Source organism: Aeromicrobium alkaliterrae (assembly GCF_039529015.1).
GTDB classification, from domain to species: domain Bacteria; phylum Actinomycetota; class Actinomycetes; order Propionibacteriales; family Nocardioidaceae; genus Aeromicrobium; species Aeromicrobium alkaliterrae.
Genome location: NZ_BAAAME010000004.1, coordinates 50,014 through 75,889, shown reverse-complemented (window position 1 = coordinate 75,889; position 25,876 = coordinate 50,014). Strand labels below are relative to the sequence as shown.

29 protein-coding genes and 1 tRNA gene are annotated in these 25,876 nt (G+C 72.2%); 18 read left to right on the top strand and 12 right to left on the bottom strand.

The genetic code is table 11. The features are described 5' to 3' along the window. Nucleotides 1-18 precede the first annotated feature (18 nt). From mtrA to secA, 8 genes are all read left to right on the top strand, one after another. Nucleotides 19-714 carry an MtrAB system response regulator MtrA gene (gene mtrA / locus ABD127_RS08355; protein ID WP_344199898.1) on the top strand — a complete coding sequence of 232 codons (696 nt, stop codon included), beginning with the start codon at nt 19-21 and terminating at the stop codon, nt 712-714. Continuing rightward, nucleotides 711-2,285, top strand: a complete 1,575-nt coding sequence (gene mtrB, locus ABD127_RS08350) for an MtrAB system histidine kinase MtrB (protein WP_344199896.1) — start codon at nt 711-713, stop codon at nt 2,283-2,285. Before mtrA ends, mtrB begins: the two co-directional genes overlap by 4 nt. Next, nucleotides 2,282-3,976, top strand: coding sequence for an LpqB family beta-propeller domain-containing protein (locus tag ABD127_RS08345; protein ID WP_344199893.1), 1,695 nt, complete (start codon nt 2,282-2,284; stop codon nt 3,974-3,976). The genes mtrB and ABD127_RS08345 overlap by 4 nt, the downstream gene beginning before the upstream one ends. Before the next feature lie 91 nt (nt 3,977-4,067). Next, entirely contained in the window at nt 4,068-4,766 is a 699-nt protein-coding gene (locus ABD127_RS08340) for a ComF family protein (RefSeq protein ID WP_344199890.1), read from the top strand. 95 nt (nt 4,767-4,861) lie between these two features. Continuing rightward, complete coding sequence (gene hpf / locus ABD127_RS08335) at nt 4,862-5,482, top strand: ribosome hibernation-promoting factor, HPF/YfiA family (protein WP_344199887.1); 621 nt, start codon at nt 4,862-4,864, stop codon at nt 5,480-5,482. 64 nt (nt 5,483-5,546) lie between these two features. Continuing rightward, nucleotides 5,547-6,206: a response regulator gene (locus ABD127_RS08330; protein WP_344199884.1), complete on the top strand. Its 660-nt coding sequence runs from the start codon at nt 5,547-5,549 to the stop codon at nt 6,204-6,206. Between the two features lie 8 nt (nt 6,207-6,214). Further along, complete coding sequence (locus tag ABD127_RS08325; RefSeq protein ID WP_344199881.1) at nt 6,215-7,459, top strand: winged helix-turn-helix domain-containing protein; 1,245 nt, start codon at nt 6,215-6,217, stop codon at nt 7,457-7,459. Nucleotides 7,460-7,513: 54 nt separating this feature from the next. After that, nucleotides 7,514-10,243 (top strand): preprotein translocase subunit SecA, encoded by a 2,730-nt coding sequence (gene secA / locus ABD127_RS08320; protein WP_486303285.1) that lies wholly within the window; start codon nt 7,514-7,516, stop codon nt 10,241-10,243. A 128-nt stretch (nt 10,244-10,371) separates the two neighbouring features. On the opposite strand, the gene ABD127_RS08315 is transcribed toward secA, so the two are convergent. Both ABD127_RS08315 and ABD127_RS08310 read right to left on the bottom strand, forming a co-directional pair. Continuing rightward, a complete protein-coding gene (locus ABD127_RS08315) occupies nt 10,372-10,842 on the bottom strand; it encodes an Rv3235 family protein (protein ID WP_344199878.1) in 471 nt (156 codons plus the stop codon). Next, nucleotides 10,839-11,459: a LysM peptidoglycan-binding domain-containing protein gene (locus ABD127_RS08310; RefSeq protein WP_344199875.1), complete on the bottom strand. Its 621-nt coding sequence runs from the start codon at nt 11,457-11,459 to the stop codon at nt 10,839-10,841. The genes ABD127_RS08315 and ABD127_RS08310 overlap by 4 nt, the downstream gene beginning before the upstream one ends. A 123-nt stretch (nt 11,460-11,582) precedes the next feature. On the opposite strand from ABD127_RS08310, the gene ABD127_RS08305 reads away from it, so the two are divergent. Beyond that, the gene (locus ABD127_RS08305) at nt 11,583-12,098 is read left to right on the top strand and encodes a hypothetical protein (RefSeq protein ID WP_344199872.1); all 516 of its coding nucleotides are present in this window, start codon (nt 11,583-11,585) and stop codon (nt 12,096-12,098) included. On the opposite strand, the gene ABD127_RS08300 is transcribed toward ABD127_RS08305, so the two are convergent. Continuing rightward, complete coding sequence (locus ABD127_RS08300; protein WP_344199869.1) at nt 12,083-12,328, bottom strand: helix-turn-helix domain-containing protein; 246 nt, start codon at nt 12,326-12,328, stop codon at nt 12,083-12,085. The genes ABD127_RS08305 and ABD127_RS08300 overlap by 16 nt on opposite strands. Before the next feature lie 156 nt (nt 12,329-12,484). On the opposite strand from ABD127_RS08300, the gene ABD127_RS08295 reads away from it, so the two are divergent. From ABD127_RS08295 to ABD127_RS08280, 4 genes are read left to right on the top strand one after another with little or no spacing between them, the layout of a single operon-like run. Next, nucleotides 12,485-13,141: a hypothetical protein gene (locus tag ABD127_RS08295; RefSeq protein WP_344199866.1), complete on the top strand. Its 657-nt coding sequence runs from the start codon at nt 12,485-12,487 to the stop codon at nt 13,139-13,141. Then, nucleotides 13,138-14,292: a CpaE/TadZ family protein gene (locus ABD127_RS08290; protein WP_344199864.1), complete on the top strand. Its 1,155-nt coding sequence runs from the start codon at nt 13,138-13,140 to the stop codon at nt 14,290-14,292. Before ABD127_RS08295 ends, ABD127_RS08290 begins: the two co-directional genes overlap by 4 nt. An 8-nt stretch (nt 14,293-14,300) precedes the next feature. Then, on the top strand, nt 14,301-15,707 hold the full coding sequence (locus ABD127_RS08285) for a wax ester/triacylglycerol synthase family O-acyltransferase (RefSeq protein ID WP_344199862.1): 1,407 nt from the start codon (nt 14,301-14,303) through the stop codon (nt 15,705-15,707). Further along, complete coding sequence (locus ABD127_RS08280) at nt 15,704-15,994, top strand: hypothetical protein (RefSeq protein WP_344199860.1); 291 nt, start codon at nt 15,704-15,706, stop codon at nt 15,992-15,994. Before ABD127_RS08285 ends, ABD127_RS08280 begins: the two co-directional genes overlap by 4 nt. 91 nt (nt 15,995-16,085) lie before the next feature. On the opposite strand, the gene ABD127_RS08275 is transcribed toward ABD127_RS08280, so the two are convergent. From ABD127_RS08275 to ABD127_RS08260, 4 genes are all read right to left on the bottom strand, one after another. Continuing rightward, complete coding sequence (locus tag ABD127_RS08275) at nt 16,086-16,556, bottom strand: DUF2505 domain-containing protein (RefSeq protein WP_344199858.1); 471 nt, start codon at nt 16,554-16,556, stop codon at nt 16,086-16,088. Nucleotides 16,557-16,596: 40 nt separating this feature from the next. Next, a complete protein-coding gene (locus ABD127_RS08270) occupies nt 16,597-17,355 on the bottom strand; it encodes a PspA/IM30 family protein (RefSeq protein ID WP_344199856.1) in 759 nt (252 codons plus the stop codon). 99 nt (nt 17,356-17,454) lie between these two features. Then, nucleotides 17,455-18,885, bottom strand: a complete 1,431-nt coding sequence (locus tag ABD127_RS08265; RefSeq protein ID WP_344199854.1) for a sensor histidine kinase — start codon at nt 18,883-18,885, stop codon at nt 17,455-17,457. A gap of 18 nt (nt 18,886-18,903) precedes the next feature. Further along, nucleotides 18,904-19,620 carry a response regulator transcription factor gene (locus ABD127_RS08260; RefSeq protein WP_344199852.1) on the bottom strand — a complete coding sequence of 239 codons (717 nt, stop codon included), beginning with the start codon at nt 19,618-19,620 and terminating at the stop codon, nt 18,904-18,906. A 165-nt stretch (nt 19,621-19,785) separates the two neighbouring features. Between ABD127_RS08260 and ABD127_RS08255 the strand changes: the two genes are divergently transcribed. Both ABD127_RS08255 and ABD127_RS08250 read left to right on the top strand, forming a co-directional pair. Continuing rightward, the gene (locus ABD127_RS08255) at nt 19,786-20,163 is read left to right on the top strand and encodes a hypothetical protein (RefSeq protein WP_344199849.1); all 378 of its coding nucleotides are present in this window, start codon (nt 19,786-19,788) and stop codon (nt 20,161-20,163) included. A gap of 47 nt (nt 20,164-20,210) precedes the next feature. Continuing rightward, nucleotides 20,211-21,737 (top strand): adenylate/guanylate cyclase domain-containing protein, encoded by a 1,527-nt coding sequence (locus ABD127_RS08250; protein WP_344199846.1) that lies wholly within the window; start codon nt 20,211-20,213, stop codon nt 21,735-21,737. A gap of 6 nt (nt 21,738-21,743) precedes the next feature. Here the strand turns inward: ABD127_RS08250 and ABD127_RS08245 are convergent, their stop codons facing one another. Both ABD127_RS08245 and ABD127_RS08240 read right to left on the bottom strand, forming a co-directional pair. Next, nucleotides 21,744-22,163 carry a DUF1801 domain-containing protein gene (locus tag ABD127_RS08245; protein ID WP_344199843.1) on the bottom strand — a complete coding sequence of 140 codons (420 nt, stop codon included), beginning with the start codon at nt 22,161-22,163 and terminating at the stop codon, nt 21,744-21,746. An 18-nt stretch (nt 22,164-22,181) separates the two neighbouring features. After that, nucleotides 22,182-22,643, bottom strand: a complete 462-nt coding sequence (locus ABD127_RS08240; protein WP_344199840.1) for a tRNA (cytidine(34)-2'-O)-methyltransferase — start codon at nt 22,641-22,643, stop codon at nt 22,182-22,184. 39 nt (nt 22,644-22,682) lie between these two features. Between ABD127_RS08240 and ABD127_RS08235 the strand changes: the two genes are divergently transcribed. Continuing rightward, nucleotides 22,683-23,108: an SRPBCC family protein gene (locus ABD127_RS08235; protein ID WP_344199837.1), complete on the top strand. Its 426-nt coding sequence runs from the start codon at nt 22,683-22,685 to the stop codon at nt 23,106-23,108. Nucleotides 23,109-23,121: 13 nt separating this feature from the next. Here ABD127_RS08235 and ABD127_RS08230 read toward each other — a convergent pair. The 3 genes from ABD127_RS08230 to bcp all read right to left on the bottom strand — a co-directional run bounded on the left by ABD127_RS08230 (nt 23,122) and on the right by bcp (nt 24,273). Beyond that, nucleotides 23,122-23,202 (bottom strand) — tRNA-Leu (locus ABD127_RS08230). Nucleotides 23,203-23,214: 12 nt separating this feature from the next. After that, the gene (locus ABD127_RS08225) at nt 23,215-23,718 is read right to left on the bottom strand and encodes an HNH endonuclease signature motif containing protein (protein WP_344199834.1); all 504 of its coding nucleotides are present in this window, start codon (nt 23,716-23,718) and stop codon (nt 23,215-23,217) included. An 84-nt stretch (nt 23,719-23,802) separates the two neighbouring features. Beyond that, nucleotides 23,803-24,273 carry a thioredoxin-dependent thiol peroxidase gene (gene bcp / locus ABD127_RS08220; RefSeq protein WP_344199831.1) on the bottom strand — a complete coding sequence of 157 codons (471 nt, stop codon included), beginning with the start codon at nt 24,271-24,273 and terminating at the stop codon, nt 23,803-23,805. Between the two features lie 57 nt (nt 24,274-24,330). Here bcp and ABD127_RS08215 point away from each other — a divergent pair, with 57 nt between their 5' ends. Both ABD127_RS08215 and ABD127_RS08210 read left to right on the top strand, forming a co-directional pair. Then, the gene (locus ABD127_RS08215) at nt 24,331-24,576 is read left to right on the top strand and encodes a DUF3618 domain-containing protein (RefSeq protein ID WP_344199828.1); all 246 of its coding nucleotides are present in this window, start codon (nt 24,331-24,333) and stop codon (nt 24,574-24,576) included. 21 nt (nt 24,577-24,597) lie between these two features. Further along, nucleotides 24,598-25,710, top strand: a complete 1,113-nt coding sequence (locus ABD127_RS08210; protein WP_344199825.1) for an FUSC family protein — start codon at nt 24,598-24,600, stop codon at nt 25,708-25,710. Nucleotides 25,711-25,876: the final 166 nt, after the last annotated feature.

Here is a 25,876-nt window from a genome sequence, read left to right as displayed (position 1 = left end):
GTCGGCGGTCCCACCCGCATGAGCCATCGCCGCACCCACCACGACCGCGTCCTCATCGTCGATGACGACGCGTCGCTGGCCGAGATGCTGTCGATCGTGCTCGAGGGGGAGGGACTGACGACGGCGGTGTGTCGTTCGGGCGACAAGGTGCCGGCCGCGATGGGGTCGTTCCGCCCCGACGTCGTGCTGCTCGACCTGATGCTGCCCGGCGTCGACGGCATGGAGGTCTGCCGCCGGATCCGCGAGTCGTCCAACGTGCCGATCGTGATGCTGACGGCGCGCACCGACACCGACGACGTCGTGGCGGGGCTCGCCGCGGGTGCCGACGACTACATCGTCAAGCCCTTCAAGAACTCCGAGCTGGTGGCCCGCATCCGGGCCCGCCTGCGGCGCACCGACCAGCTGCTCGAGCCGCTCGAGTTCGGTGACATCGTGCTCGACCCCGCCGGGCACACCGTGACCCGCGGTGGCCAGCCGCTCGAGCTGACCCCGCTCGAGTTCGACCTGCTGGCCTGCCTGCTGGGCACGCCGGAGCAGGTCTTCACCCGCGAGGTGCTGCTGCAGAAGGTGTGGGGCTACCACCACCCGGGCGACACCAAGCTCGTCAACGTCCACATGACCCGGCTGCGCTCCAAGATCGAGGACGACGCCGAGAACCCCTCGATCATCCGCACCGTCCGAGGCGTGGGCTACCAGGCGATCGCGCCGTCATGACGTCTCCCCGCGAGGGGGGCTGGCGCCGGGCCGGCAGCGCGGTCGCCGGGTTCTGGCGCCGCTCGCTGCGGCTGCGCGTCGTCGGCAGCACCGTCGCGCTGACCAGCCTGGCGATCGGGCTGACGGGATGGGCGCTGCTCGCGCAGGTCGCCGACGGGCTGGCCGAGGCGCGCAGCACGAGTGCCGTGGCGGAGGCCCGAGCGGGTTTCGACCGGGTGCGGGCGCAGCTCGAGACGACGGCCGTCGCCGACGCGGCGGCCGCGAGCGAGGCGGTCGCGCAGATCGTCGACTCGCTGACCCAGAGCGGGCAGGGCGAGGGGCGGTACGACGTCGTGGTCGCCGGCCCGCTCGGCGAGCCCGGGGAGCCGTCGCCCGTCCGCTCGAGCGGGAACGTCGCCGCGTCCGCCATCCCGGAGGACCTCGTCGAGTCCGTCGGCGGGTCCGACGGACTGTTCTGGCGCTTCGCCGAGATCCCCGTGACCGGCGGGGAGACCCGTCCCGTCGTCGTGGTCGGCAGCCGCCTGGACGTGCCGTCGACGGGAGACGACTACGGCATCTACTACGTCTTCAGCACGGCCGACCAGCAGGCGACGCTGAACCTGGTGCGCAACGCGCTGGCGCTCGCGGGCCTGGCGATGATCGTGATGGTCGCGGGCGTGGCGCTCGTGATGTCGCGACAGGTGCTCGAGCCCGTGCGTCTCGCGCGGCGCACGGCCGAGCGGTTCGCCGCGGGCCACCTCGAGCAGCGCATGCACGTCCGCGGCGAGGACGACCTCGCCCGCCTCTCGGAGTCCTTCAACCAGATGGCCGCGAGCCTGCAGAGCCAGATCGCGCGGCTGGAGAACCTCTCCAAGCTCCAGCAACGCTTCGTCTCGGACGTGTCGCACGAGCTGCGCACGCCGCTGACCACGATCAAGATGGCCGGCGACGTCCTCCACGAGGCCCGCTCCGGCTGGGACCCGTCGACCGCGCGGGCCGCCGAGCTGCTGCACCGCGAGCTGCAGCGGTTCGAGGAGCTGCTCGCCGACCTGATGGACCTCTCGCGCTTCGACGCCGGAGCGGCCCAGCTCGAGCTCGAGCCGGTCGACCTGGCGGAGGTCGCCCGCCGGGTCGTCGACGACCCCGTCCTGAGTCGCAAGCACATCGACGTCCGGGTCGTCGGGGCCAACCGCCCCGTCGTGACCGAGGCCGACCTGCGGCGGGTCGACCGGGTGCTGCGCAACCTCGTGGCGAACGCTGCGGCGTACAGCCGCTCGAAGGACGTCGTGGTGACGGTCGCGCAGAACTCCGACTGCGTCTCCCTCTCGGTGCGCGACCACGGGGTGGGACTGACCTCCGAGGAGTCGCTGCGCGTCTTCGACCGCTTCTGGCGCGCCGACCCGGCCCGTGCGGCGGGCGGCACGGGCCTCGGCCTGTCGATCGCCCGCGGTGACGCGCGGCTGCACGGCGGCGACCTGCGCGTCGGCAGCGTCGCCGGTCGTGGCACCGACTTCGTGCTGACCCTGCCGAAGCCCGGCGGCGACGCGAAGCAGCCGGCGCTCGAGCCGATGCGAGAGCCGGGGGACGGATGAGTCGCCGGACGGGCGCCCGCTCACGGGTCCTGCGCCGGCTCGCGTCGGTGGCGCTGGCGCTCACCCTGCTGCCGGCGTGCGCCGGACTGCCGACCGCCACGGACGTCCAGAAGGCCAGCGACGCGGCGGACGAGGGCGACCTGATCACGTACCAGCCGGCCCCGCCCGCCCCAGGGGCCGAGCCGCTGGAGATCGTCGCCGGCTACCTCGACGCGATGCTGGCCTACCCCGTCTCGAGCGCCACGGCGAGCGCCTACCTGTCGCGGGGGGCCGCCGCTGACTGGGCGGCGGGTGACGGCGTGCAGATCTACCGGACGCCGTCGCTGCAGGTCCGTGAGGTCAGCGCGGAACTCACGCTGGTCGACCTCACGGTCGACCAGACCGGCACGCTCGACCGCACGGGTCACTTCCAGGAGTCCGCAGGACCGGTCACCACGACCCTCGAGCTCGTGCGCGACGGCGGCGAGTGGCGCATCGACAACCCGCCTCCGGGGCTCGCGATCTCGCGGGGCTACTTCGAGACCTACTTCCAGGCGTTCGACGTGCTCCAGTTCGACCAGGCCGGCGACGCGCTCGTGGCCGATCCCGTGCACCTGCAGGTCGGGGAGCGTCTCGCGACGTCGTTGACGGCCGCCCTCGTGGCGGGGGCGCCGGCCCGCGTCGCGGCCGAGTCCCGGACGTACGTCCCGCCGGCGAGCGACTGGAACCCGGCCGTGACGGTCTCCGACGGCCGCGCGACGGTGCAGTTCGACACCTCGCTGACGACGCTCGACGTCGAGGTCCGTCGGCGCCTGTCCGCCCAGGTCGTGAGGACCCTGGCGCAGGTGCCGGAGGTCGAGGTGGTCCGCATCGTCGGCAGCGACGGACCGCTGGTCGCCGGCGGCACGGCCGACCAGCCGGTCACGGCCTGGGCCCGCTTCGACCCGCCCTCCGCGACGAGCCAGGCCGCGGCGGTCACCGACAGGGGGATCGTGACCCTGACGGGCGGTGCGACTTCGACCGTGGCCGGCCTGCCCGAGGCCCTGGTGGCCTCGGCGCAGCTCGTCGCGGCGCGCCCGGGCGCCACGGCGGTGCTGGACGCGGACGGTGTGGTCCGGGTGCTGGTCGACAGCGGTGAGCGCGTCGTCCCGGCCGAGCAGCTCGTCGGACTCGCGTGGGACGCGACGGACCGGCTCTGGATCGCCGATCGTCCGGGCGGTCAGCTGCGGGTGCGTCTCGTGACCGACGCCGCGGTCCTGGACGTGCCCGTCCCCGACCTGGCCGGCGTCACCTCCTTCGCCCTGGACCCCAGCGGTACCCGCTACGCCGTGACCCGCGAGGCGGGTGACGTGCTCGCCGGAGTCGTGGACGAGGTCCCGACGCCCGCGCTGCGTGCGCCGACGAGGGTGGCCCCGGACGTCGCGTCGCCGGCCGAGGTCGTCTGGCTCCGCGACACGCGCATCGCGGTGGTCGGCGACGGCGAGACGGGGCGCCAGGTCTACCGGGCGTCGATCGACGGGTCGCCGTCCGACGCCTCGGCGGGAACGGCGCCCCGCCTGCCCAACGTGGCGATCACGGCGGTCGCGACCGGCGCGGGGCAGGACCCGGACCTGTACGTGACCGACGACCGCAGCCGCCTCTGGTACCTGCCGAGCGGTGGGGCCTGGCGGCTGCTCGGGATCTCCGCCCGCGGCCTGTCCAGCGGGCGCTGACGGCCTACCCGGCGCCGTCCACAGGTCGCGCCCGTCCACCGGTGGTCGTCGCGCCCTGGCGGGCGGGCGGCGGGTCGGCGAGCCTTCGGTGATGACTCCGTCGCGCGGGTGGTGGTCGGCTGCGGCCGACCTGGCGGTCGGCGCCGACTGTGCGGGCTGCGGGCGCCCGGGGCTCGACTGGTGCCAGCGATGCGCCACCGCGTGCTGGCCGCGGCCGCGCCTCGTGCCTGGCGTCGTCGACGTGCCGGCGGTAGCGGTGCTCGACAACGTCGGACCGGCGGCCCGGGTCGTGGTCGCGTGGAAGGACCGGGGCCGCCTGCGGATGACCGGACCGCTCGGCGATCTCCTCGCGGCCGGCTGCGCCGCACTCCCGCTCGACGGGCGCGTGGGCCTGGTACCGGTGCCGACCGCACCCTCGCAGGTGCGGCGCCGCGGCGCCGATCCGGTCAGGCTCCTGGCGGAACGGGCCGCCCAGCGCCTCACCGAGGTGGGGGCCGACGCGGTCGCGCACCCGCTGCTGCGTCGGGTGCGACGGACCCGCGACCAGGTGGGCCTGGCCGCCGCGGATCGTCGCGCCAACGTCGCGGGTGCCTTTGCCGCCGAGCGCGACGCGCTCGACGCGTGTGTGCGCGTCGGCGTGCGTGAGGTGGTCGTGGTCGACGACGTCCTCACGAGCGGCGCGTCGGCCCGCGAGGCCCTGCGCGCCCTGCGCTCGGCCGGGGTCCGCCCCGCCGGGGTGGTCGTGGTGGCCCACACCCCCGTGCCGGTCCGTGGACCGTCTGAGAAGTGACAGAACTTCACACGCGACCCTTCCCATCGCTGCTCCGGGCGGACTACGGTCATGAACATGGCATGAACGCTCATCCACAACGCGGGAGGTCACTCATGGAAATTGTCGTCACGGGCCGCAACAGCGAGATCTCGGAGAGGTTCCGCGAGCGCGTACATGAGAAGCTCCAGCGGATCGACAAGTTCGACAGCCGCCAGCGGATCAGCCGGGTCGACGTCGAGGTGACGCACGAGAAGAACCCCCGCCAGCACGACCGCGCCGCCCGGGTCGAGCTCACGCTGCGCTCGCGCGGCCCCGTCGTCCGCGCCGAGGCGTGCTCGACCGACCAGGCCTCCGCCCTCGACGCGGCGGTCGACAAGCTCCACACGCGACTGCGTCGTGCCGCCGACCGCCAGCGGATCCACCACGGCCAGCACGCCCCGGTCTCGCTCGCCGAGGCCACGGCCGACGTGCCGGACGGCCTGCTGGCCGATGCCTCGCCGACCGTGGACGACGCGCCGCCCCCGGTGCAGATCGAGGGCGACGGTCCGATGGTCGTGCGGGAGAAGACGCACCGTGCGCCGGCCATCACGCTCGACCAGGCCCTGTACGAGATGGAGCTCGTCGGTCACGACTTCTATCTCTTCGTCGAGAAGGACTCGATGCAGCCGAGCGTCGTCTACCGCAGGCGGGGCTACGACTACGGCGTGATCCACCTGGATCCCACCGCGGACTGACCCAGTTCCGTCTCAATCTTCGTCTAGACGTGCGAACCCGGGTGCGCGTGGCATAGTTCTGACCGTGTCAGAGGTCCATGAGCGCATCCGGGTTCTGCTCGTCGATGACCAAGAGCTGTTCCGCCGCGGCGTGAGCATGGTGCTGAGCGCCGACCCGACGCTCGACCTGATCGAGGTCAACGGTGGCGACGAGGCGCTGACGCAGGTCGCGGAGAACCCGCCGGACGTGGTCCTGCTCGACGTGCGCATGCCGGGGCGCAGCGGCGTCGAGATCTGTGGCGCCATCAAGGCCACGTCTCCCACGACCGGCATCATCATGCTGACGGCCAGCGACGAGGAGTCCGACCTCTACGAGTCGATCAAGAGCGGCGCCTCCGGCTACCTGCTCAAGGACGGCTCGACGTACGACCAGGTCGCCGAGGCCGTCCGGCTCGTCGCCTCGGGCCAGTCGCTCATCAGCCCCACGATGGCGACCAAGCTCCTCGAGGAGTTCGTGCAGATCTCGAAGGGCCCCGCCCCGTCGGCCAGCCTGACCGCTCGCGAGCTCCAGGTGCTGCGCCTCGTGGCCCGCGGTCAGTCGAACCGCGAGATCGCCGGCGAGCTCTACATCAGCGAGAACACGGTCAAGAACCACATCCGCAACATCCTGGAGAAGCTGCAGATGAAGTCGCGCATGGAAGCGGCCATGTACGCCGTGCGCAGCAAGCTCGTCGACGACCTCTGAGTCCTGGCGTGACCTCTGCCCCGGAGCGGTTCACCGTCCTGCAGGCCCGGCGCCTCGCGCTCGGGGCCCTCGGCTTCGCCCGCGGCCGCCCGACCGGACCGGTCGCCGCTCGCCACCTGCGGTCGACGATCGACCGCCTCGGCCTCTTCCAGATCGACTCGGTCAACGTCCTGCAGCGGGCGCACTACCTGCCGCTGTACTCCCGGCTCGGGCCGTACGACACGGCGATGCTGCACCGCGCGGCCGAGCGGCAGCCCCGGCGCCTCGTCGAGTACTGGGCGCACGAGGCGGCCTTCGTCGACGTGCGGCTCTGGCCGGCGATGGCGTTCCGTCGCCACGACGAGACGCGCATGTGGGGCGGTCCGCGGTCGATCGCCCGCGAGAACCCGGAGTTCGTCAGCTGGGTGCTCGACGAGGTGCGCAGGCGAGGTCCGATCACGGCCCGCGCGATCGAGGAGGACCTGCCGCGCGACCGCTCGCACTGGGGGTGGAACTGGTCGGAGGGCAAGCAGGCGCTGGAGTACCTGTTCTACGTGGGCCAGGTCATGGCGGCCGGCCGCACCCCGCAGTTCGAGCGGCTCTACGACCTGCCGGAGCGGGTGCTGCCACCCGACGTCGCCGCCGCCCCCGACCTGTCGAGCCCGGACGCGCACCGGCTGCTGATCGAGCACGCGGCCCGCGCGCTCGGCATCGGCACGGTGCAGTGCCTGCGCGACTACTTCCGGCTCGCCCCGCAGCCCTCGCTCGCGGCGATCGAGTCGCTGACCGACGAGGGCGTGCTCGTGCCGGTGACGATCGACGGCTGGTCGCGACCCGCCTGGCGCCATCGTGACGCCGTCACGCCCCGCAAGGTCCGGGCCCGCGCGCTGGTGAGCCCGTTCGACCCGCTGGTCTTCGAGCGCACCCGCCTGAAGCAGCTGTTCGACTTCGACTACCGGATCGAGATCTACGTCCCGGCCGAGAAGCGGGTCCACGGCTACTACGTGCTCCCGTTCCTGCTCGGCGACCGGCTGGTCGCGCGCGTCGACCTCAAGCACGACCGGCGCACGGGGTGCGTCCAGGTGCTCGGCGCCTACGCCGAGCCGCACGCACCGGACCACACGGCGGTCGAGCTGGCGGCCGAGCTCCGGCTGCTCGCGCAGTGGCTCGGAGCCCCTGACGTCACGGTCGCCGAGCGCGGCGACCTCGCCCCCGCCCTCGCCGAATCGCTCCAGGGTCGTCCCAGCACCCGCGATGCTGGCGAGACCGCCTAGACTCGCCCTGTTCCGGCCAATCCGCCCGGCCCACCTGCTAGGAAGTGCATCCGCGTGCCCAAGATCATCGACAAGATCCTCCGCGCCGGCGAGGGCAAGATCCTCCGTCAGCTCGAGGCCATCGCCGACCAGGTGAACGCTCTCGCCGACGACTTCTCCGAGATGAGCGACGACGACCTCCGCGGCATGACCGAGGAGTTCCGCGAGCGCATCGAGGACGGCGCGTCGCTCGACGACCTGCTGCCCGAGGCGTTCGCCGTCGTGCGCGAGGCCGCCGACCGCGTCCTCGGCCAGCGTCACTTCGACGTCCAGATCCTCGGTGGCGCCGCGCTGCACCTCGGCAACATCGCCGAGATGAAGACCGGTGAGGGCAAGACCCTCGTCTCGACGCTCCCGGCCTACCTCAACGCGCTGGCCGGCAAGGGCGTCCACGTCGTCACGGTCAACGACTACCTGGCCCGCTACCACGCCGAGTGGATGGGCCGCGTGCACCGCTTCCTCGGCCTGACGGTCGGCTCGATCCTGCCCGGGATGACCGCCGCCGAGCGCCGCGAGGCGTACGCGTGCGACATCACGTACGGCACGAACAACGAGATGGGCTTCGACTACCTGCGCGACAACATGGCGACCGACATCGCCGCGTGCGTCCAGCGGGGCCACTTCTTCGCCGTCGTCGACGAGGTCGACTCGATCCTCATCGACGAAGCCCGCACCCCGCTGATCATCTCCGGCCCCACGCAGGAGCAGGTCCAGTGGTACGCGGAGTTCGCCGCGATCATCGCCAAGATGAACCCCGACGAGCACTACGAGGTCGACGAGAAGAAGCGCACGATCAGCGTGACCGAGGAGGGCATCGACGCGGTCGAGAACGCCCTCGGCATCGACAACCTGTACGACTCGGTCAACACCCCGCTCATCAGCTTCCTCAACAACGCCGTCAAGGCGCGCGAGCTGTTCAAGCGCGACAAGGACTACGTCGTGATCGACGGCAACGTCCTGATCGTCGACGAGCACACGGGCCGCATCCTGGACGGCCGCCGCTACAACGAGGGCCTGCACCAGGCGATCGAGGCCAAGGAGGGCGTGCGCATCCGTGAGGAGTACCAGACCCTCGCCACGATCACGCTCCAGAACTACTTCCGCCTCTACGAGAAGCTCTCCGGCATGACCGGTACGGCCATGACGGAGGCCAGCGAGTTCGACAAGATCTACGGCCTCGGCGTCGTGCCCATCCGCACGAACCGTCCGGTCGCGCGCGAGGACCTGCCCGACCTGGTGTACCGCACGGAGGAGGCCAAGTTCGAGGCCGTCACCGAGGACATCGTCGAGCGCCACGCGAAGGGTCAGCCGATCCTCGTCGGCACCACGAGCGTCGAGAAGAGCGAGCGGCTCTCCAAGATGCTCCGCAAGCGGGGCGTCGTGCACGAGGTCCTGAACGCCAAGCAGCACGAGCGCGAGGCCGCGATCGTCGCCCTCGCGGGTCACCGCGGTGCCGTCACCGTCGCGACCAACATGGCCGGCCGCGGTACCGACATCATGCTCGGCGGCAACGTCGAGTTCATCGCCGACCAGGCGCTGCGCAAGCAGGGCATGGACCCGAGCGACCCCGAGAGCGGCTACGAGGACGCCTGGGCCGACGCGGTGGCCACGGCCGAGAAGCAGGTCAAGGCCGAGCACGACGAGGTCGTCGAGCTCGGCGGTCTCGCCGTCATCGGCACCGAGCGTCACGAGTCGCGCCGCATCGACAACCAGCTCCGTGGTCGTTCGGGCCGTCAGGGCGATCCGGGCATCTCGTCGTTCTACCTGTCGCTCGAGGACGACCTCATGCGCCTGTTCAAGGCCGACTGGGTCAACTGGGTCCTGCAGCGCATGAACATCCCCGACGACGTCCCGATCGAGAACAAGCGCGTGACCGGCGCCATCGCCTCGGCGCAGGGCCAGGTCGAGTCGCAGAACTTCGAGACCCGCAAGAACATCCTCAAGTACGACGACGTCATGAGCCGTCAGCGCGAGGTCGTCTACGCCGAGCGTCGCAAGGTGCTCGAGGGCGAGGACCTGCGTGACTGGGTCCACGACATGATCGAGCAGGTCGTCACGGCCTACGTCGCGGGCGCCACCGAGGGCTTCTCGGAGGAGTGGGACCTCGAGGCCCTCTGGACCGCCGTCGGCACCCTGTACCCGGTGACCCGCTCGGTGGAGGACGTCGAGGAGGAGGCCGGTGGCCGCGACAAGCTCAGCCGCGAGGGCCTCACCGCTGCGCTCGTCGAGGACGCGCAGGCCGCGTACGCCCGCCGCGAGGAGGAGCTCACCGAGCCGGTCGCCCGTGAGGCCGAGCGTCTCGTCGTGCTCAGCGTGCTGGACCGCAAGTGGCGCGAGCACCTGTACGAGATGGACTACCTGCGCGAGGGCATCGGCCTGCGCGCGTACAGCCAGCGCGACCCGCTGATCGAGTACCAGCGCGAGGGCTTCGACCTGTTCACCGCGATGATGGAGGCGACGCAGGAGGAGGCCGTCGGCTACCTCTTCAACGTCGAGGTCAACGTGCAGACGCCGGAGGGTGGTGCCGACGGCGAGGCCGAGGCCCCGCAGGTCTCCGCCAAGGGCGTCGAGACGCGGACCGAGCAGAAGCTCGCCTACTCGGCGCCGTCGGAGGACGGCGAGGCCGAGGTCCACACCGAGGACGCCGACGCGGGCGACCCCGAGGTGCGCCGCCAGCAGAACGCCAAGGACAAGGCCCGCCAGAAGGCCAAGCAGCAGCGCAAGAGCCGCAAGAACAACCGCTGATCACCCCTCGCGAGTGAATTCCCGCCCCGTCGCGAGTGGATTCCCGCCCCTCGGCGAGTGAGTTTCGGCCCTTACGAGGGGCGGAAACTCACTCCTGGTGGGGCGGGAATCCACTCGCGAGCGGTCGTTCAGGCCCATTCGAGGGCGGTGCAGCGCCAGCAGGGCTGGTCCCGGTGGTCGGTGACGAGCTCGAGGCGGACCGCCACGGCGCGTGAGCGGCGGTGGTGGACGAACCGCCCGGAGACCTCGGCGATCGTCGGCTCGATCATCGAGACGTGCACCGAGACGACGCGTGCACTGCTGCGACGGCCGGCCGCGCGCTGGTTGCCGATCGCGACCCGGCGCTCGAGCGCCCGGTAGACGTCCGGTGCGAGCCAGCCGGCAAGCTGACGGGTCGGCCGTTCGCCGACCAGGACCTCGACGACCGCCTGCAGGAACCGCGACGTCCGCTCCCGCAGCGGCGCTCCCGGTTCCGGGCCGCGCTCGACCGGCACGGGGAGCACCGGCCGCACCCCCGGGATCGGGAGCGGGATCTGGTGGTCGTCAGGTGAGTCGGCGCCGAACGGCACCAGGACCGCGAGGGCCGTGGCGGTCCTCACGGCGTCACCGGGGTGCCCACGAGGAGCCCGGTCGGGACGACCAGCACCTGACCGGGCACCAGGACGTCGGGGTCGGCCCCGATCACGGCGAGGTTCTGCTCGTGCCAGAGCGCGGTGAGCCGCGCGAGTGCGGCGTCCGGCGTGCCGGCAGGCGCGTGCCGCCGCGCGAGGTCCCAGAGGCAGTCGCCCGCCTGCACCGTGACCGACGGGGCGGCCTCGGCCGGGGCCGGAGCGGGCGCCTCCGGGGCCGCTGTGGTCACGGCGACCGAGGCCCGGTCGGGCAGTGGAAGGCCGTCGAGGTCGCCCGGAGTCGCCTGAGCCGTCGGCCCGAGCACGAGGGCGCCGGTCGTGAGTCCGGCGGCGAGCCACCGCGGGGCGAGCCGCCGGGCGGCGGTGGTGCCGGCCCCCGTGTGCTCGGCCGTCAGCACGAGCAGGGCCGCCACGAGGAGCCAGGCGGCCAGCGCCGCCAGTGCGAGCGTCGTGCCACCAGCCAGGACGTCGGCGAACTCGCCGCCGCGGAGCTGTCGCGGTGCGTCCGGCAGACCGGGCGCGGCCAGCGCGAGACCGGCCGTCGCTCCCGCGGTGGTCAGGAGACCCCGGCGTTGACTGGAATTCATGGTCTAATCCCCCGTTTGATATCGTTTGATGACGTTCAGTGACACACAAGACCGTTTGGTCTCACGTGTCAACGACCCGTGCACAGGGGAGGGGCAGTGCCAATCGGTGGCTACGCTCCCGGCATGCGGTGGGAGCGTCTGTTCCGGGAGCTGGAGGCGTCGCTGCTCGACACCGCGGCTCTCGAGCGCGACGCGCTGGTCGAGGAGCTCGTCGACGAGGAGTGGACCGGTGTCCGCGCTCGCGACCTGCTGTGGGGCGAGGTCGTGCTCGACGTGCTGGGCGCGGGGCGGGTCGAGGGACAGGTCACCCAGGCGCTGACTGACCTGGTCGTCGTGGAGTCGCTCCGTCAGGAAGTCGTCGTGGCGCGGGCCGCGGTGATCGGCTGGTGCGGCGGCCAGGGGCGCGCCCCGTCGCCGAGCCCGGTCCTGGCGCGACTGGGGTGGGCGCGGTTCCTGCGCGAGCTGCGCGACGAGGCGACCGAGGTCCAGGTCGTGCGGGTCGACGGCGGTCGGGTCGAGGGCCGGGTCGAGGCCGTCATCGCCGACGCGGTGCAGCTGGTCTCGGCCCGGGCCGAGGAGTGGGTGCCGCTATCGGCCGTCGCGACGCTGCAGGCGAGTGCTGGTCAGTCGGCGTTCTGACGCGTGTCGAGATCGGCCTCGAGGGCGCTGGGCGTGGACCGGGACTGGGCGTACAGCCGCTGGATGTAGTCCTCGAGCTCGACGTGCTCGACGCGCCACTGACCGCGCCCGCCGATCTGGATGCCGCGGAGGTCCCCCGTGCGGACGAGCGCGTAGACCTGGCGGACCGTCACGTTGAGGACCTCGGCGACATCAGCCAGCGTGAGGAATCGCGGCGTCTCCGAAACCATGCCGCCAGTGTGGCACGGCGGAGTGTCAGGGCGACGGCGACGCGGAGCCCTGTGGACAACTCGACCTGAGGGTGGCGGAGTCCTCGCCGGTTCGAGTAGAACTCCGGGACGGGGTCCCGTGACGGGCCCCGATCGATCCGTTCGGGGGATGGACTCATGGCACGAGCACGGTCGTCAGCAGGGGCGGGTGCGCCCGCGGCGCGGCGCGTCGAGGTCCGGCGGTGGCGCGACCCGCGCCTCCTGGGCGGGGTCGTCCTGGTCCTCGGCGCGACGACCCTCGGTGCTCGGGTCCTGGCGCAGGCCGACGACACCGTGGCGTACTGGGCGGTGGCTGATGACGTCCGTGCCGGCGACCCGGTGCAGCGCGACGACCTGGTCGCGACCCACGTCCAGCTGGGCGGCGACGTCGCCGGGGCGTACGTGCGGGTCGACGACGAGCTGCCCGCCGCGCTCGACGACCTGCGGTGGAGCAGCGACCTCGGGCCGGGCGCGCTGGTCGCGCCGAATTCCTGGCAGGCGGAGGAACCCACCCGCGGCCACCTCCCGGTCTCGGTGCAGACCGGCTCCTTCCCGGCCGACCTGGCGGTGGGCGACCTGGTCGACGTGTGGGTCGGTCCGGGGCCGGGCGAGAGCGTCGAGGCGCCCGCCGAGCGCGTCGCGACGGGCCTGCGCGTCGTCCAGGCGGGGGAGTCCGAGACCCTCGGGGCCAGCGTGACGAGGGCGATCGTGCTCGACCTCGGTCAGGAGACGCTCGCCGGCGACCAGGTCGCCGCGGTCGCGGCCGGGCACGTGACCCTGGTCCGCGTCCCGTGACCGACCTCGCGATCGCGGCGGCCGGGGCTGCGTGGGAGCCGGCCGCGATCGGGGCGATCGAGCGGGCCCCCGACCTGCGTCTGGCCCGCCGCTGCGTCGACGTCGCCGAGCTGCTCGCGCTGGTCCGCACGGGGGCCGTCGCCGCCGTGGTCGTCGACCCGTCGCTGCCGGGGCTCGACCTCGACGTCGTGCGCGAGCTCATGGCTACCGGAGTGGCCGTCGCGGCGTGCGGCGACCCGGAGGCCGCCGCCGCGCTCGGCATCGTCCGCAGGCCGGCGGCAGCGCACCTCGGCGAGGTCGACTGGGGCCAGCCCGCGCCCGTGCCGCCGCCCCCGCCCGTGGTCGACGCCCTCCCGACGTCGCGGAGCATCGTCGTCTGGGGTCCGGCCGGGGCGCCGGGGCGGTCGACCGTCGCGATCTCGATCGCCGCAACCGTCGCAGCGGCGGGTCGTCGGGTCGCGCTGGTCGATGCCGACGTGGCGGGTGGCAGCCTGGCCCAGCAGCTCGGGGTGCTCGACGACCTCAGCGGCGTGCTCGCGGCCTGCCGCGCGGCCGGCAACGGTCGGGCCCACGAGGTCCCGGACCACCTCGTCGAGGTCGAGCCTTGGCTCGACCTGCTCACGGGGCTGCCGCGGGCCGACCTCTGGCCCCACCTGCGCATCGGCGCGTTCACCACGGTCGTCGACCGGCTGCGTGCCGACCACGAGGTCGTCCTGGACGTCGGGTCCGGGATCGACCTCGACGGGGCCGTGGGGCGCTCGCGCCACGCCCTGACCCGCCACCTCCTCGAGAACGCCGACGAGGTCGTCGTCGTGGGCCGCGCCGACCCGGTCGGGCTGACCCGGCTGGTCCACGGCCTGCTCGAGCTCGCGGACGTCCTGACGACCCCTCCGAGCGCCGTCGTGGTCAACCAGGTGCGCCCCGGTCTGGGTTGGACCGAGCGTGAGATCGCCGAGACCGTGCGCCGCCTGACGGGCCGCGTCCCCGACGTCTTCCTGCCGCTCGACCACGCGCTGCTGGACGCCGCCGCGATGCTCGGTCGGTCGCCACGGACGAGTGCTCCGACGTCGTCGTTCGTGCGCCGTCTCGACGACCTCGCCACGTCCCTCACGCGTGGGCGTGCGGTGATAGCGTCGCCTCCACCGGAGTGAGGAGGGCCATGCAGCGCCTGAGCCCGTTGGACGCGTTGTTCCTGCAGAGCGACAGCACCACCGTTCCCCGCCAGATCGCGACCCTGGCGATCCTGGAGGGCGGACCCGAACCCCTCGACCACGATCGTCTCCTGCGCATCATCGACGAGCGGATCGACCTGGTCCCGCGGTACCGCCAGGTGCCGCGCCACGTCCCGGGTCGCATCGGCCCGCCCGTCTGGGCCGACGACGAGAACTTCGACATCACGATGCACGTCCGGCGCTCGGCCCTGCCGTCGCCCGGCACGCGGGACTCGCTGCACGAGCTGGTGGGCCGACTCATCGCCCGTCGCCTCGACCTCGAGCGTCCGCTGTGGGAGCTGTACCTCGTCGAGGGCCTGGAGGACGGGGCCGTGGCGCTGCTGTTCAAGTCGCACCAGGCATTGGTCGACGGCTCCGAGACGGTCGACCTGGCCCAGGTGCTCCTGGAGGAGGTCGCCCACGACCGCGACATCCCGCACGAGGAGTGGACGCCGCGACCCGATCCGGGCGCCGTCACCCTCGCGGCGTCGGCGATCAACCGCACCGTGACCCATCCCGGGGAGGCGCTCCACACGGTCGAGCGCATCGCCGGCCGCTTCGTGCGCCACCTCCCGGGCATCGGCGCCCCCACGCCGCCCACGACCGACGTCCTGCACACCACGCTGTCGCGGCACCGGCGCTTCGCCTCGCTCGCCGTCTCCTTCGACGACCTGCGGCGCGTCCGCGAGCTGCACGGCGGCACGGTCAACGACGCCGTGCTGGCCTCGATCGCCGGGGGTTTGCGCGGCTGGATGCTGACCCGCGCCGAGCCGGTCACGCCGAAGACCAGCTTCCGGGCACTCGTCCCGATGTCGGTCGTCTCCGAGGGTCTGCCGACGTCGCTCGGCTCCCGCGTCCGCGGGCACCTGCTGTCGCTGCCGGTGGGGGAGTCCAACCCCGTCGTGCGGCTCCACCAGGTCTCGTACGCGCTCAAGGACCACCGCGAGACCGGACTGGCCGTGGCGGCCAACGAGCTGGCCAACCTGCCCGGGTTCGCGACCTCGACCTTCCACGCCGTCGGCGCCCGGGTCGCGATGGCGGAGGCGCGCCGCGACCACCACATCACGATCACCAACGTGCCGGGCTCCTTCGATCCGGTCTACCTCGCCGGGCAGCAGGTGCGCGAGGTGTACTCGGCCATCCCGCTGCACGGCAGCCGCGCCGTCTCGATCGCGGTCACGTCGTACAACGGCCACGTGTTCTTCGGGCTGGTCGGCGACCGCGACGCGGTCCCGGACCTCGACGTGCTGGCCCAGTGCATCGCGGAGTCGATGGAGGAGCTGGTCGACACGGCCACGTCGGCCGGGCGCCGAGCCCCGCGGGGCCGGCAGCGGCCGAAGCGCGGTGACGCATGAGGGTCTACCTCGCGGCCGACGCCGACGACCTGGCCCGCCTCGCTGCCGGCGAGGCGTTGACGAACGAGCAGCTCCTGCCCGCCTCGGACGACGAGGAGGACGAGCTCGCCGCGCTGGAGGAGGCCGCCGAGAGCGGTGCCGTCGCCGTCGCGGCCGAGGTCGACGTGGAGGACGACCCGGTGCTGCTGCGGCACGTGGCCGCCTTCCACGTGGCCCTGGACGACAGTGGCCACCTGCAGTGGTTCGGGGCCGACGAGCTCGACGCCGTGCGGGCCCTGCTGGCCTGAGCGCCGGGCGGACGACAAAGGGCCCCGCTCCTTCCCATCGGGAGCGGGACCCTGTGTTGCGTCGAGTGTAGGGCCTGGTTGGCCCTTCGTGTCAGATCTTCGTCTTGCCGAGCTCGACCTCGGCGTTGATCGAGCGAACGATCTGCTTGTGGATCTCCGGCTCGATCTTGCGACCGAGGAGAGGGATCGAGACCTTCACGTCACCCTTGACCGTGAAGACCGTGCCACCCTTTCCGTCGTCCGTGAGCTCTGCAGTACCCAGCATCTCGGCCGGCTGGCCCACGATCGAGACCTTGACGTCGGCGTGGCGGGATCCGTTGCTGCCCTCGGTCCACTTCTCGGTCTGCTTGACCTTCACCGTGGGGCCGGTGAGCTTCTTGACGAAGTCGGGCAGCTCGGCCGGCATCGACCGCACGATCGTCACGACGCCGTCCTGGACGGAGACGTCGTGCTCGAGCGCACCCTGGTCCTCGCAGGTCTCGGTGCGGAACGCCTCGGACGTGATGAGGCCGTACACCTCGTCGACCGTGGCGTCATAGGTGAATGTCTCGGAGAGCTTCATGGGGTCATCCTGTCAGTCGACACGCGACTTGTCAGCGCTCTCAGCGAGCGCTGCCCTCGCCCTCGACGGCCTGCTGCGCTCCGGTCTGGAGCGCCTTGAGCTCGGCGAGCCGGGCCTCGACCTCCAGCGTGTCGCCGTCGGCCTCCAGCTCGGCGAACTGCGAGTCGAGGCTTGCGGAGGCCAGCTCGGCGTGTCCGGCGACGAGCGCCTCGTCGCGGCGCACCTTCTCCTCGAAGCGGGACAGCTCGCTGGTCGGGTCGAGCACGTCGATCGACTTGACCGCGTCGGCGACCTTTGCCTGGGCCTCGGCCGTCTTGGCGCGCGCGACGAGCTGGTCACGCTTGACCTTGAGCTCGTCGAGCTTGACGCGCATCTGGACCAGCCCGGTCTTGAGCTTCTCGACCGTCTCGCCCTGCGAGGCGATCATCGGCGCGGCCTGCTTGGCCTCGCCCTCGAAGGAGATCTGCTTGGTGAGCGCGAGCTTGGCGAGCTGGTCGAAGCGATCGGCCTCGCCCGACTGGCCGCTCGAGCGCAGCACGTCGGCGCGCTGCGAGGCGGCGAGCGCCTTGCCGCCCCACTCCTTCGCGGCGGCGACGTCCTCGGCGTGGTCGGACTCGGCGAGGCGGAGGTTGCCGATCGTCTGGGCCACGGCGTCCTCGGCCTCGGCGATCGAGCTGGTGTAGTCGCGGACGAGCTGGTCGAGCATCTTCTGCGGGTCCTCGGCCTTGTCGAGGAGCGAGTTGATGTTCGCACGGGTCAGCTGGCTGATGCGACCGAGGATGGACTGCTTCTGGGCCATGACGGGTCCTTCGCCTGGGAGCGGGTGTGTGCCTCGATCCAAGCGCACGGCGAGCCCGCACTCAACCGGCGCCGGCCCGGTCGGGCCCCCAGACGCGGGTCAGGCCGGGAAGGTGAGCGTGAAGACGGTGTCGCCGGGGCGGCTGCGCACCGCGACCTGGCCGTCGTGCGCCTCGACGATCGCCTTGACGAGCGACGTGCCGAGACCCGCTCCGCCGGAGGCGCGCGTGCGCGAGGTGTCACCGCGGGTGAAGCGGTCGAACACGTGGGGGACGAGCGCGGCGTCGAGCCCTGGGCCGTCGTCGCGGACCGACACGGTCACCCCGACCGACGTGCTGCGCAGGGCGGTCGTGACGCTCGTGCCCTCGGGGGTGTGGCGCGAGGCGTTGATCAGGAGGTTCGTGACGGCCTGGTGGAGGCGGTCGGCATCGCCCGAGATCTCGACGGCGTCGTCGGGCACCTGGATGCTCCACCGCCGCTCGGGATCGACGACCTGGCGGTCGGTGACGGCCTCGAGCACGATCTGCGTCAGGTCGACCGTCGCCTGCTCCAGCGGGCGGCCCGAGTCCAGACGTGCCAGCAGCAGCAGGTCGTTCACGAGGGCGGACATCCGGGAGGACTCGGTCTCGATCTTGGCGAGCGCCTGCCGCACGACGTCGGGGTCCTCGCCGGAGCGGTGCACCAGCTCGGTGTAGCCCGCGATCGTCGACAGGGGGGTCCGCAGCTCGTGCGAGGCGTCGGCGACGAACTGCCGCACCTGCTGCTCGCTCTCGTGCCGGGCCTCCAGCGAGCTCTCGACGTGGTCGAGCATGACGTTGAGCGCGTCGCCGACGCGACCGACCTCGGTCGCGGGGTCGGTCAGGTCCGAGCGCACGCGCGGCGTGTGGGCCACGGCGCCGCTGGACAGCGGCATCGAGGCGACCTCGTGCGCCGTGGCCGCGACGTCGCGCAGGGGCCGGAGCTGGCGGCGCACCAGGATGCGACCGATCTCGGCCGCGAACAGCACGCCGGCGAGCGTCAGGACGATCTCCCAGAGCATCAGGTTCTGGATCGTCTCGGTGACCTCGTCGGTGGGGAGCCCGCCGACGATCGTCACCCCGTCGGCGTCCCGGACCGCGAGCACCCGGTAGCTGCCGAGCTCGCCCAGGTCGACCGTGCGCACCCGGTCGTCCGTCGGGAGGTCGGCCAGGGTGTCGAGCACGTCGGTCGACAGGGCGTTCTGCTCGCCGTCGCCGATCACGTCGCCGCGCTGGGTCGACCCGTGGAAGACCGCGGTCAGCGTGCCGGTGCCCTGACCGACGGCCACGGGGAGGGGCCCGCTGGAGGGCGGCCGCGGTCCGCCCGGCAGCAGGTCGAGCTCGCGGGTCGAGCGGTCGAGGCTCTCGTGCAGCTGGGAGTCGAGCCGGTCGGTCAGGTGCGACCGCATCGTCATCGCGGTCAGGACCGACGCGCCCACGCCGACGAACGCGACGAGGGCGATGATCGTGACGATCAGGCGGCCCGTGAGGGTCGCGGGCAGGAAGCGGGCCACGAGGTCAGCGTGCCAGGGTCACGGCGCGGGCTTGAGCACGTACCCGGCACCGCGCTTGGTGTGGATCATCGGCGCGTGTCCCGCGTCGACCTTCTTGCGCAGGTACGAGATGTAGAGCTCGACGACGTTGGCCTGGCCGCCGAAGTCGTAGTTCCACACCCGGTCGAGGATCTGGGCCTTGCTGAGGACCCGCTTGGGGTTGCGCATCAGGTAGCGGAGCAGCTCGAACTCGGTCGCCGTCAGCGCGATCTCGTCGCCACCGCGGGTGACGTCGTGGCTGTCCTCGTCGAGGGTCAGGTCGCCGACCGTGAGGACGTGGCTCTCGCGGTGCTCGAGCGCGCCGGAACGGCGCAGGTGCCCGCGCAGGCGTGCGACGACCTCCTCCAGGCTGAACGGCTTGGTGACGTAGTCGTCGCCGCCGGCGGTCAGGCCGTGCACGCGGTCCTCGACGGAGTCGCGGGCCGTGAGGAACACGACCGGGACGTCGGGCGCGAAGGCGCGGATGCGGCGCAGGACCTCGAGCCCGTCGAAGTCCGGGAGCATCATGTCGAGCACGATCGCGTCGGGTCCGACGTCGCGGGCGGCCTGCACGGCGGCGCGCCCCGTGGCGGCGGTCGTGATGTCCCACCCCTCGTAGCGCAGTGCCATCTGCAGCAGCTCGGCGATGTTCTGCTCGTCGTCGACGACGAGGACGCGGACGGGGGATCCGTCCGGGCGGGAGAGGGCCGTGGTCATGATCGACAGTCTGCTCCTGACCGGCCGGAAATGCCTGGCAGAAGCCTGTGCTGAACCTGTGAGTATGGACGAGGTGTGCCGTGCTGCTGCGGTGCCCGGGCTGTCCCAGCGGATGCCTGACCTCGTCACAGGCCCCGGACAGACGCGGTTCGCACGGTGGGGAACATGACTGACACCGCCAGCACCCTCGACACCCCCGTCCCGCCGCCGGCCCCTCCGGAGGCCCAGAACCCCACGCCGGTGCCGCCGGCGGAACCGTCCGGCGAGCGCCGGCGGATCTCGCTGCGGGTCGCCGCCGTCGTCGCGGCCGGAACCCTCGTCGCCGGGGTCGGCGCCGGCACGGGCCTCGGCTTCGCCCTGGACTCGGGCAACGGCAACGGCAACGCCAACGGCAACGGCTCTGCCCCGGGACAGCTCCAGCCCGGCCAGGTGCCGGGCGGGCCCGGAGCCGGTCAGGGCCCCGACGGACGGGTCGGCCCGCCCGGCTCCGGCGGCCCCCAGGGGTCCCAGGGCTCGGAGGACTCCTCCGACTCGGCGTCCTGACCCCGCGGGAGGTGCGCTGGCGGGGTGCCACGCGGTAGACAACCTGCATGGCCCCCGACAGCGCAGCCGCGCGCGAGACCCGCAGGTCGCGGGTCTCCTTCGTCTGGCGCCTGCGCGTCGCGATGGTCACGGGACTCGTCCTGACCAGCGTCGTCGGTGCCGTGATCGTGTACTGCCTCGCGACGCTCGTCATCCCGCTGCCCATCGCGAACGACGACGACCTCGCGATCGTCAACCTCGTGACGGTCTCGATCGTCGTCCCGGTCCTGCTGACCACCGGGATCATCGCGGGCCTGCGGATCTCGGCCCCGGCACTGCGGTGGGTGCGCCAGGACCGCCCACCGACCGACGCCGAGAAGCGAGCGGTGCTCGACGTGCCGCGGCGCTTCTTCGTCCTGCACGCCGTGCTCTGGGCGATGGGCGCGCTGTTCTTCGCGATCTTCAACGCCGTCGTCTCGGTGCAGCTCGGCGTGACGGTGCTCCAGGTCGTGGGCCTGGCCGGCATCACGACGAGCTCGGTGGCCTATCTCGTCTCGGAGCGCCTGACCCGGGGGCTCGCCGGGCGCGCCCTGGCGAGCGGGATCCCGGAGAGCCTGCGCGTGCGCTCGGTCGCCAATCGCACGATGTTCGCGTGGATGCTCGGCACCGGGGTCGTCGTGTGGGGGATCGGGGCCGTCGGCCTGGCGTCCCTCGTGCGGCGCGACGACGTCACGGTCGTCCAGCTGTCGATCACGATGCTGGTCCTCGGCTCCCTGGGGTTCGTCGTCGGCGGGTTCACGATCTACGTCGCGGCTCGCGCGTCGTCGGACCCCGTGCGGGTGCTGCGGAACGCGATCTCCCAGGTCGGCGCGGGCGACCTCGAGGCGCGCTCACCCATCTACGACGGCACCGAGATCGGGCTGCTGCAGGCGGGCTTCAACGAGATGGTGGCGGGCCTGCGCGAGCGCGAGCAGCTGCGGGACCTGTTCGGCCGCCACGTCGGCGGCGACGTCGCCCGTGCGGCCGCGGCCGGAGGAGTCCGTCTCGGCGGCGAGGCCCGCCACGTCGTCGTGCTGTTCGTCGACGTCATCGGCTCCACCGCGATCGCCGCCCAGCGACCGCCCGAGGAGGTCGTCTCGCTCCTGAACCGGTTCTTCACCGTCGTGATCGAGGTCGTGCACGACCACGACGGCTGGATCAACAAGTTCGAGGGCGACGCGGCGCTCGCGATCTGGAACGCGCCGGTCGAGGTCGACGCCCCGGAGGAGAAGGCGCTGACCGCGGCGCGCGTCATGGCCGCGCGCCTGGCGGGGGAGGTGCCCGAGCTCGCGGCGGCGATCGGCGTGTCCGGCGGGCGAGCCGTCGCCGGCAACGTCGGCGCCGCCGAGCGCTACGAGTACACCGTGATCGGCGACCCCGTGAACGAGGCGTCCCGGCTCACCGCGCGGGCCCAGCAGCTGCCGCCGTCGCACGTCGCGGCCAACGCCGGCCTGCTGGACGCGGCGGGTGACGAGGCCGAGCACTGGCGTGAGGTCGAGCCGTTCGTGGCCCGGGGACGCACCGAGCCGACCCGGGTGGCGGCCCCGGCCGACTGACCGTCGTCAGGCGTGGGCGGCGGTGGTGCTCGCGTAGGAGGTCCTCAGGATCTCCTCGAGCACGTCGAGGTCGACGTCCGCAAGACGCTTCACGTGCAGGCACACCTGCGTCGTGCTGTGCCGGCCCAGGCGCGCGAGGGCCTCGGCGTGCTGGTCGGTGCCGTCGTTGAGGTACAGCGAGAGCTTGCCGACGCGCGGCGAGAAGCCGATGACCGCGGCATCGCCCTCGCGCCCGCTGGCGTAGCGGTAGTGGTAGCTGCCGAAGCCGATGATGCTCGGGCCCCACATGACCGGGGCGGCGCCGCTGGCGCGCGTCATGACCTCGATCAGCGCCGCGCAGTCGGCGCGGGTCGTCTCGTCGGCGACCGACGCGACGAACTCCTCCACCGCGACCTCGGTCGGGCGGGTCTTCGCGTCGTCGGCCATGACCGCAGCGTAGGACGGTCAGACCGCGCCGGGGAAGTCCTGCTGCCGCCAGGCCTCGTAGACCGCGATCGACGCGCAGCTCGCCAGGTTCATCGACCGCCTCGACGGCTGCATCGGCAGGCGGAGGCGGTCGCTGACCCGGGGGTCGTGCTGCACCTCGTCGGGCAGCCCGGTGGGCTCGGAGCCGAACATCAGCACGTCGCCCGCCTCGTAGGCGACGTCGGTGTACCGGCGGGTGGCCGAGGTCGTGAAGGCGAACACCCGGGCGCCGTCGAAGGCGGCGTAGGCGCTCTCGAGGTCCTCGTGCACCGTCACGACCGCGAGGTCGTGGTAGTCGAGCCCCGCGCGGCGCAGCTTGCTGTCCTCGAGATCGAACAGCGGGTCGACCAGGTGCAGGTGGGCGCCCGTCGCGGCGGCCAGCCGGATCGCGCTGCCGGTGTTGCCGGCGATGCGCGGCTCGACGAAGCAGATCTGGAACACGGCTCGCACAGTACTCGGAGCGCTCTAGACTCATCGCTCATGGCAGCCCCCACGCGCGTGCGCGTCTCCCAGATCTACACCTCGAGCCCCGAGGTCGTCTTCGACGCCCTCGCCGAGCACGAGAACCTCGGCCCCGTCCTCGGTGCGAAGGTGCGCCGGGTCAAGGACGGCGACAGCGAGCGCAACGGCGTCGGCTCGACCCGGTCGCTCAAGATCGGTCCGCTCCCGGGCTTCGAGGAGACCACGACGGTCGCCGACCGGCCGACGCTGATCGAGTACAAGATCACGAAGGGCTCGCCGCTCAAGGGCCACTGGGGTCGCCAGGCCCTGACCCCGACCGCCGACGGCGGCACGCGGCTCGACTACACGATCGGCTTCGACGCAGCCGTGCCCGGCCTCGCGGTGGTCGTCGGCAAGATCCTGACCCTCGCGATCGGCAAGGGCCTGCCCAAGCTCGTCCCGTGACCTGCTCACCCAGTGCCGAAGGCGGGATTCGAACCCGCACACCCTGAGGTACGGCGTCCTAAGCGCCGCGTGTCTGCCTTTCCACCACTTCGGCGATCACCCAATTCTATGACGTCGCCGTGGCGGCAGCGTCCTCTCGGAGGTGGACGCCGCGACTGCGACCGGCGAAGTTGGGTGTGAGCCGGTGGCAGTTGGGGCAGAGAAAGCGGAGGTTCTCGGCGGTGTTGTCATGGATGTCGCCGTTGATGTGGTCGACCTCGAGCGTCAAAGGCTCCGACATCCACTCCCCAGGGTTGCCGCATCGTTCGCAGCAGTAGGGGCGCCCCGACTCGCGAAGCGCGCGGCGGAGCATGTGCGCATGAGCACGTCGTTGCGAGGGATCGCGACGGACCAGGATCTGTTCCGGTGTCAAGCGCGCGTACTTCTGGCCCTTCCCAGGTCGACGGAAGTGCGAGGTGTCGAACCCGTGCTTCTTGATGACGCGGCCGAGATGGGTGTGCGCGCCACCGTTGGGCCTCAGACCGAGCTTGCGAACGACCTCGGCCACGGACGTCGACTCGATCACGAGCGGCTCCAGGAGCTCGCGGGTGTACTTGTACGGGCCTCTCATGCCGCAGACGCTAGGAGCGCCCGCGGACAGTCGGGCTGCGTGCCGGTGAGGGCTGTGGATAACGGCGCGGGTGTGGACCGGCGGTCAGTCGAGCTTCAGGTCGCGGCGGAGCTTGGCGACGTGGCCCGTGGCCTTGACGTTGTAGGCGGCGTACGAGATCGCGCCCTCGGGGTCGACGACGAACGTCGAGCGGATGACGCCCTGCACGACCTTGCCGTAGAGCTTCTTCTCGCCGAAGGCGCCCCACGCGGTCAGGACCTCCTTCTCGGGGTCGCTCAGCAGCGTGATGGTCAGGCCGTCGTTCTCGCGGAACTTTGCGAGCTTCTCGGGCTTGTCGGGGGAGATGCCGACGACCTCGTACCCCTCGGCCTTCAGTCGGTCGAGCGACTCGGTGAAGTCGCAGGCCTGCTTGGTGCAGCCCGGCGTCATGGCCGCCGGGTAGAAGTACACGATCACCGAGGTGCCGCGCAGGGAGGACAGCGTGACGGTCTCGCCGGTGTCGCTCGGGAGGGTGAAGTCGGGTGCGGTGTCACCGGGCTGCAGTCGTGTCGTCATGAGGCCTATCCTGGCCCAGCGGGCGGAACGTCCGACCGATGGGGACAGGAGCGAGACGTGGCGCGAGAGACCGACCAGCTGGTGTCCGAGATCGACGAGGTGCGCGACCACCTCGCCGCCACGATCGACACGTTGATCGACCGGACCAGCCCGAAGTCGATCCTGCGGCGCACCACGGCGTCCGTGAAGGCGAAGTTCGTCGACGAGAGCGGATCACCGCGCTTCGAGACGATCGTCCCGCTCGTCGCCGGGGTGGCGGGCGTCCTCGCCGCCGCGATCGTGGTCCGTCGCCTGACCCGCTGACATGAGCACCAAGCTGTCGCTGTGAGGCCCCATCCGCTGTTGTCCCTGCGGCGGGTGCCCCGTCCGCAGGAGTCCTTCGCCGACCGCTGGGCCACGCTGCGCCGCCGCTGGCGGCTCATGCTGCGGCTCAGCATCTCGACGGCCGCGGCGTTCGCGATCGCGACCCACCTCCTGGGCCACCAGCAGGCGTTCTTCGCGCCGATCGCCGCGGTCATCGTCATCATCGCGGGGGCGGGGCAGCGGGGCCGCACGACGATCGAGCTCGTCGTCGGGGTCGCCATCGGCGTCTTCGTGGGGGAGCTCCTGATCCTCACGATCGGCCGCGGCGCCTGGCAGATCGCGCTGGTCGTGGCCCTCACCGTGGCGGTCGCGACGCTCGTGGGCATCAAGGGCCTCGCGCTGACCCAGGCCGCCAACTCGGCGGTGCTGCTGGCGGCCGTGCTGCCCGCGACGGGCGCCGGCAACCCGGCGGTCACCCGCTTCCTCGACTCGCTCGTGGGCGGGGCGTGCGGCCTGGCGATGGTGCTGCTCCTGCCGCGCAACCCGGTGCGCGACATGAACCAGCAGGTCCAGCGCCTGCTCGAGGACATCGCCGAGGTCCTCGACCGCGTGGCCCAGTCGCTGCGCACGGGCGACGCGGCACTGGCCGACATCGCCCTCGGGCAGGCCCGGTCGGCGCAGGCCCTGATGGACTCCGTCTCCTCGACCGGCGTCAACGTCGCCGAGATCGCGCGGATGTCACCCGTGCGCTGGCGCCAGCGCGAGGAGCTCGCGCGGTTCGTCGGCTCGGTGCGCGACCTGGACAACGCGCTGCGCGACGTCCGCGTCCTGGCGCGCCGGGTGTCCGCGATGCTGCGGCACGGCGAGACCGCGCCGCGCGACATGCAGGACGCGATCGAGCGCATGGGCAGGGCGGTGCGGATCTACGCCGACGACCTGGCGACGCACGACAGCTTCGCGGAGGCGCGCGACGAGCTCGTCGCGGCGGCCCGCATCGCGATCACGTGCCTCTCGGGGGAGATGACGATCAACGCCGCCGCGATCGGCGCTCAGGTCCGCTCGCTCGCGGCCGACCTGCTGTCGGCCAGCGGCGTGACCCGCGACGAGCTCGGCGACCTCCTCGCGTTCGACTGAGCGACGCCGGCGCGTGTCGGCCTCGACAGGCGGACGTCCGACGGGCTAGCCTGCTGTCACCCGCACGACGAGAGAGGTGAGCCCCATGAAGAACCACGCCGACATGAACGACGCGTTCCGCGTCACGTCCGCCGTCCCGTTCTCGAACGGCTCGTCCTCCGGAGTC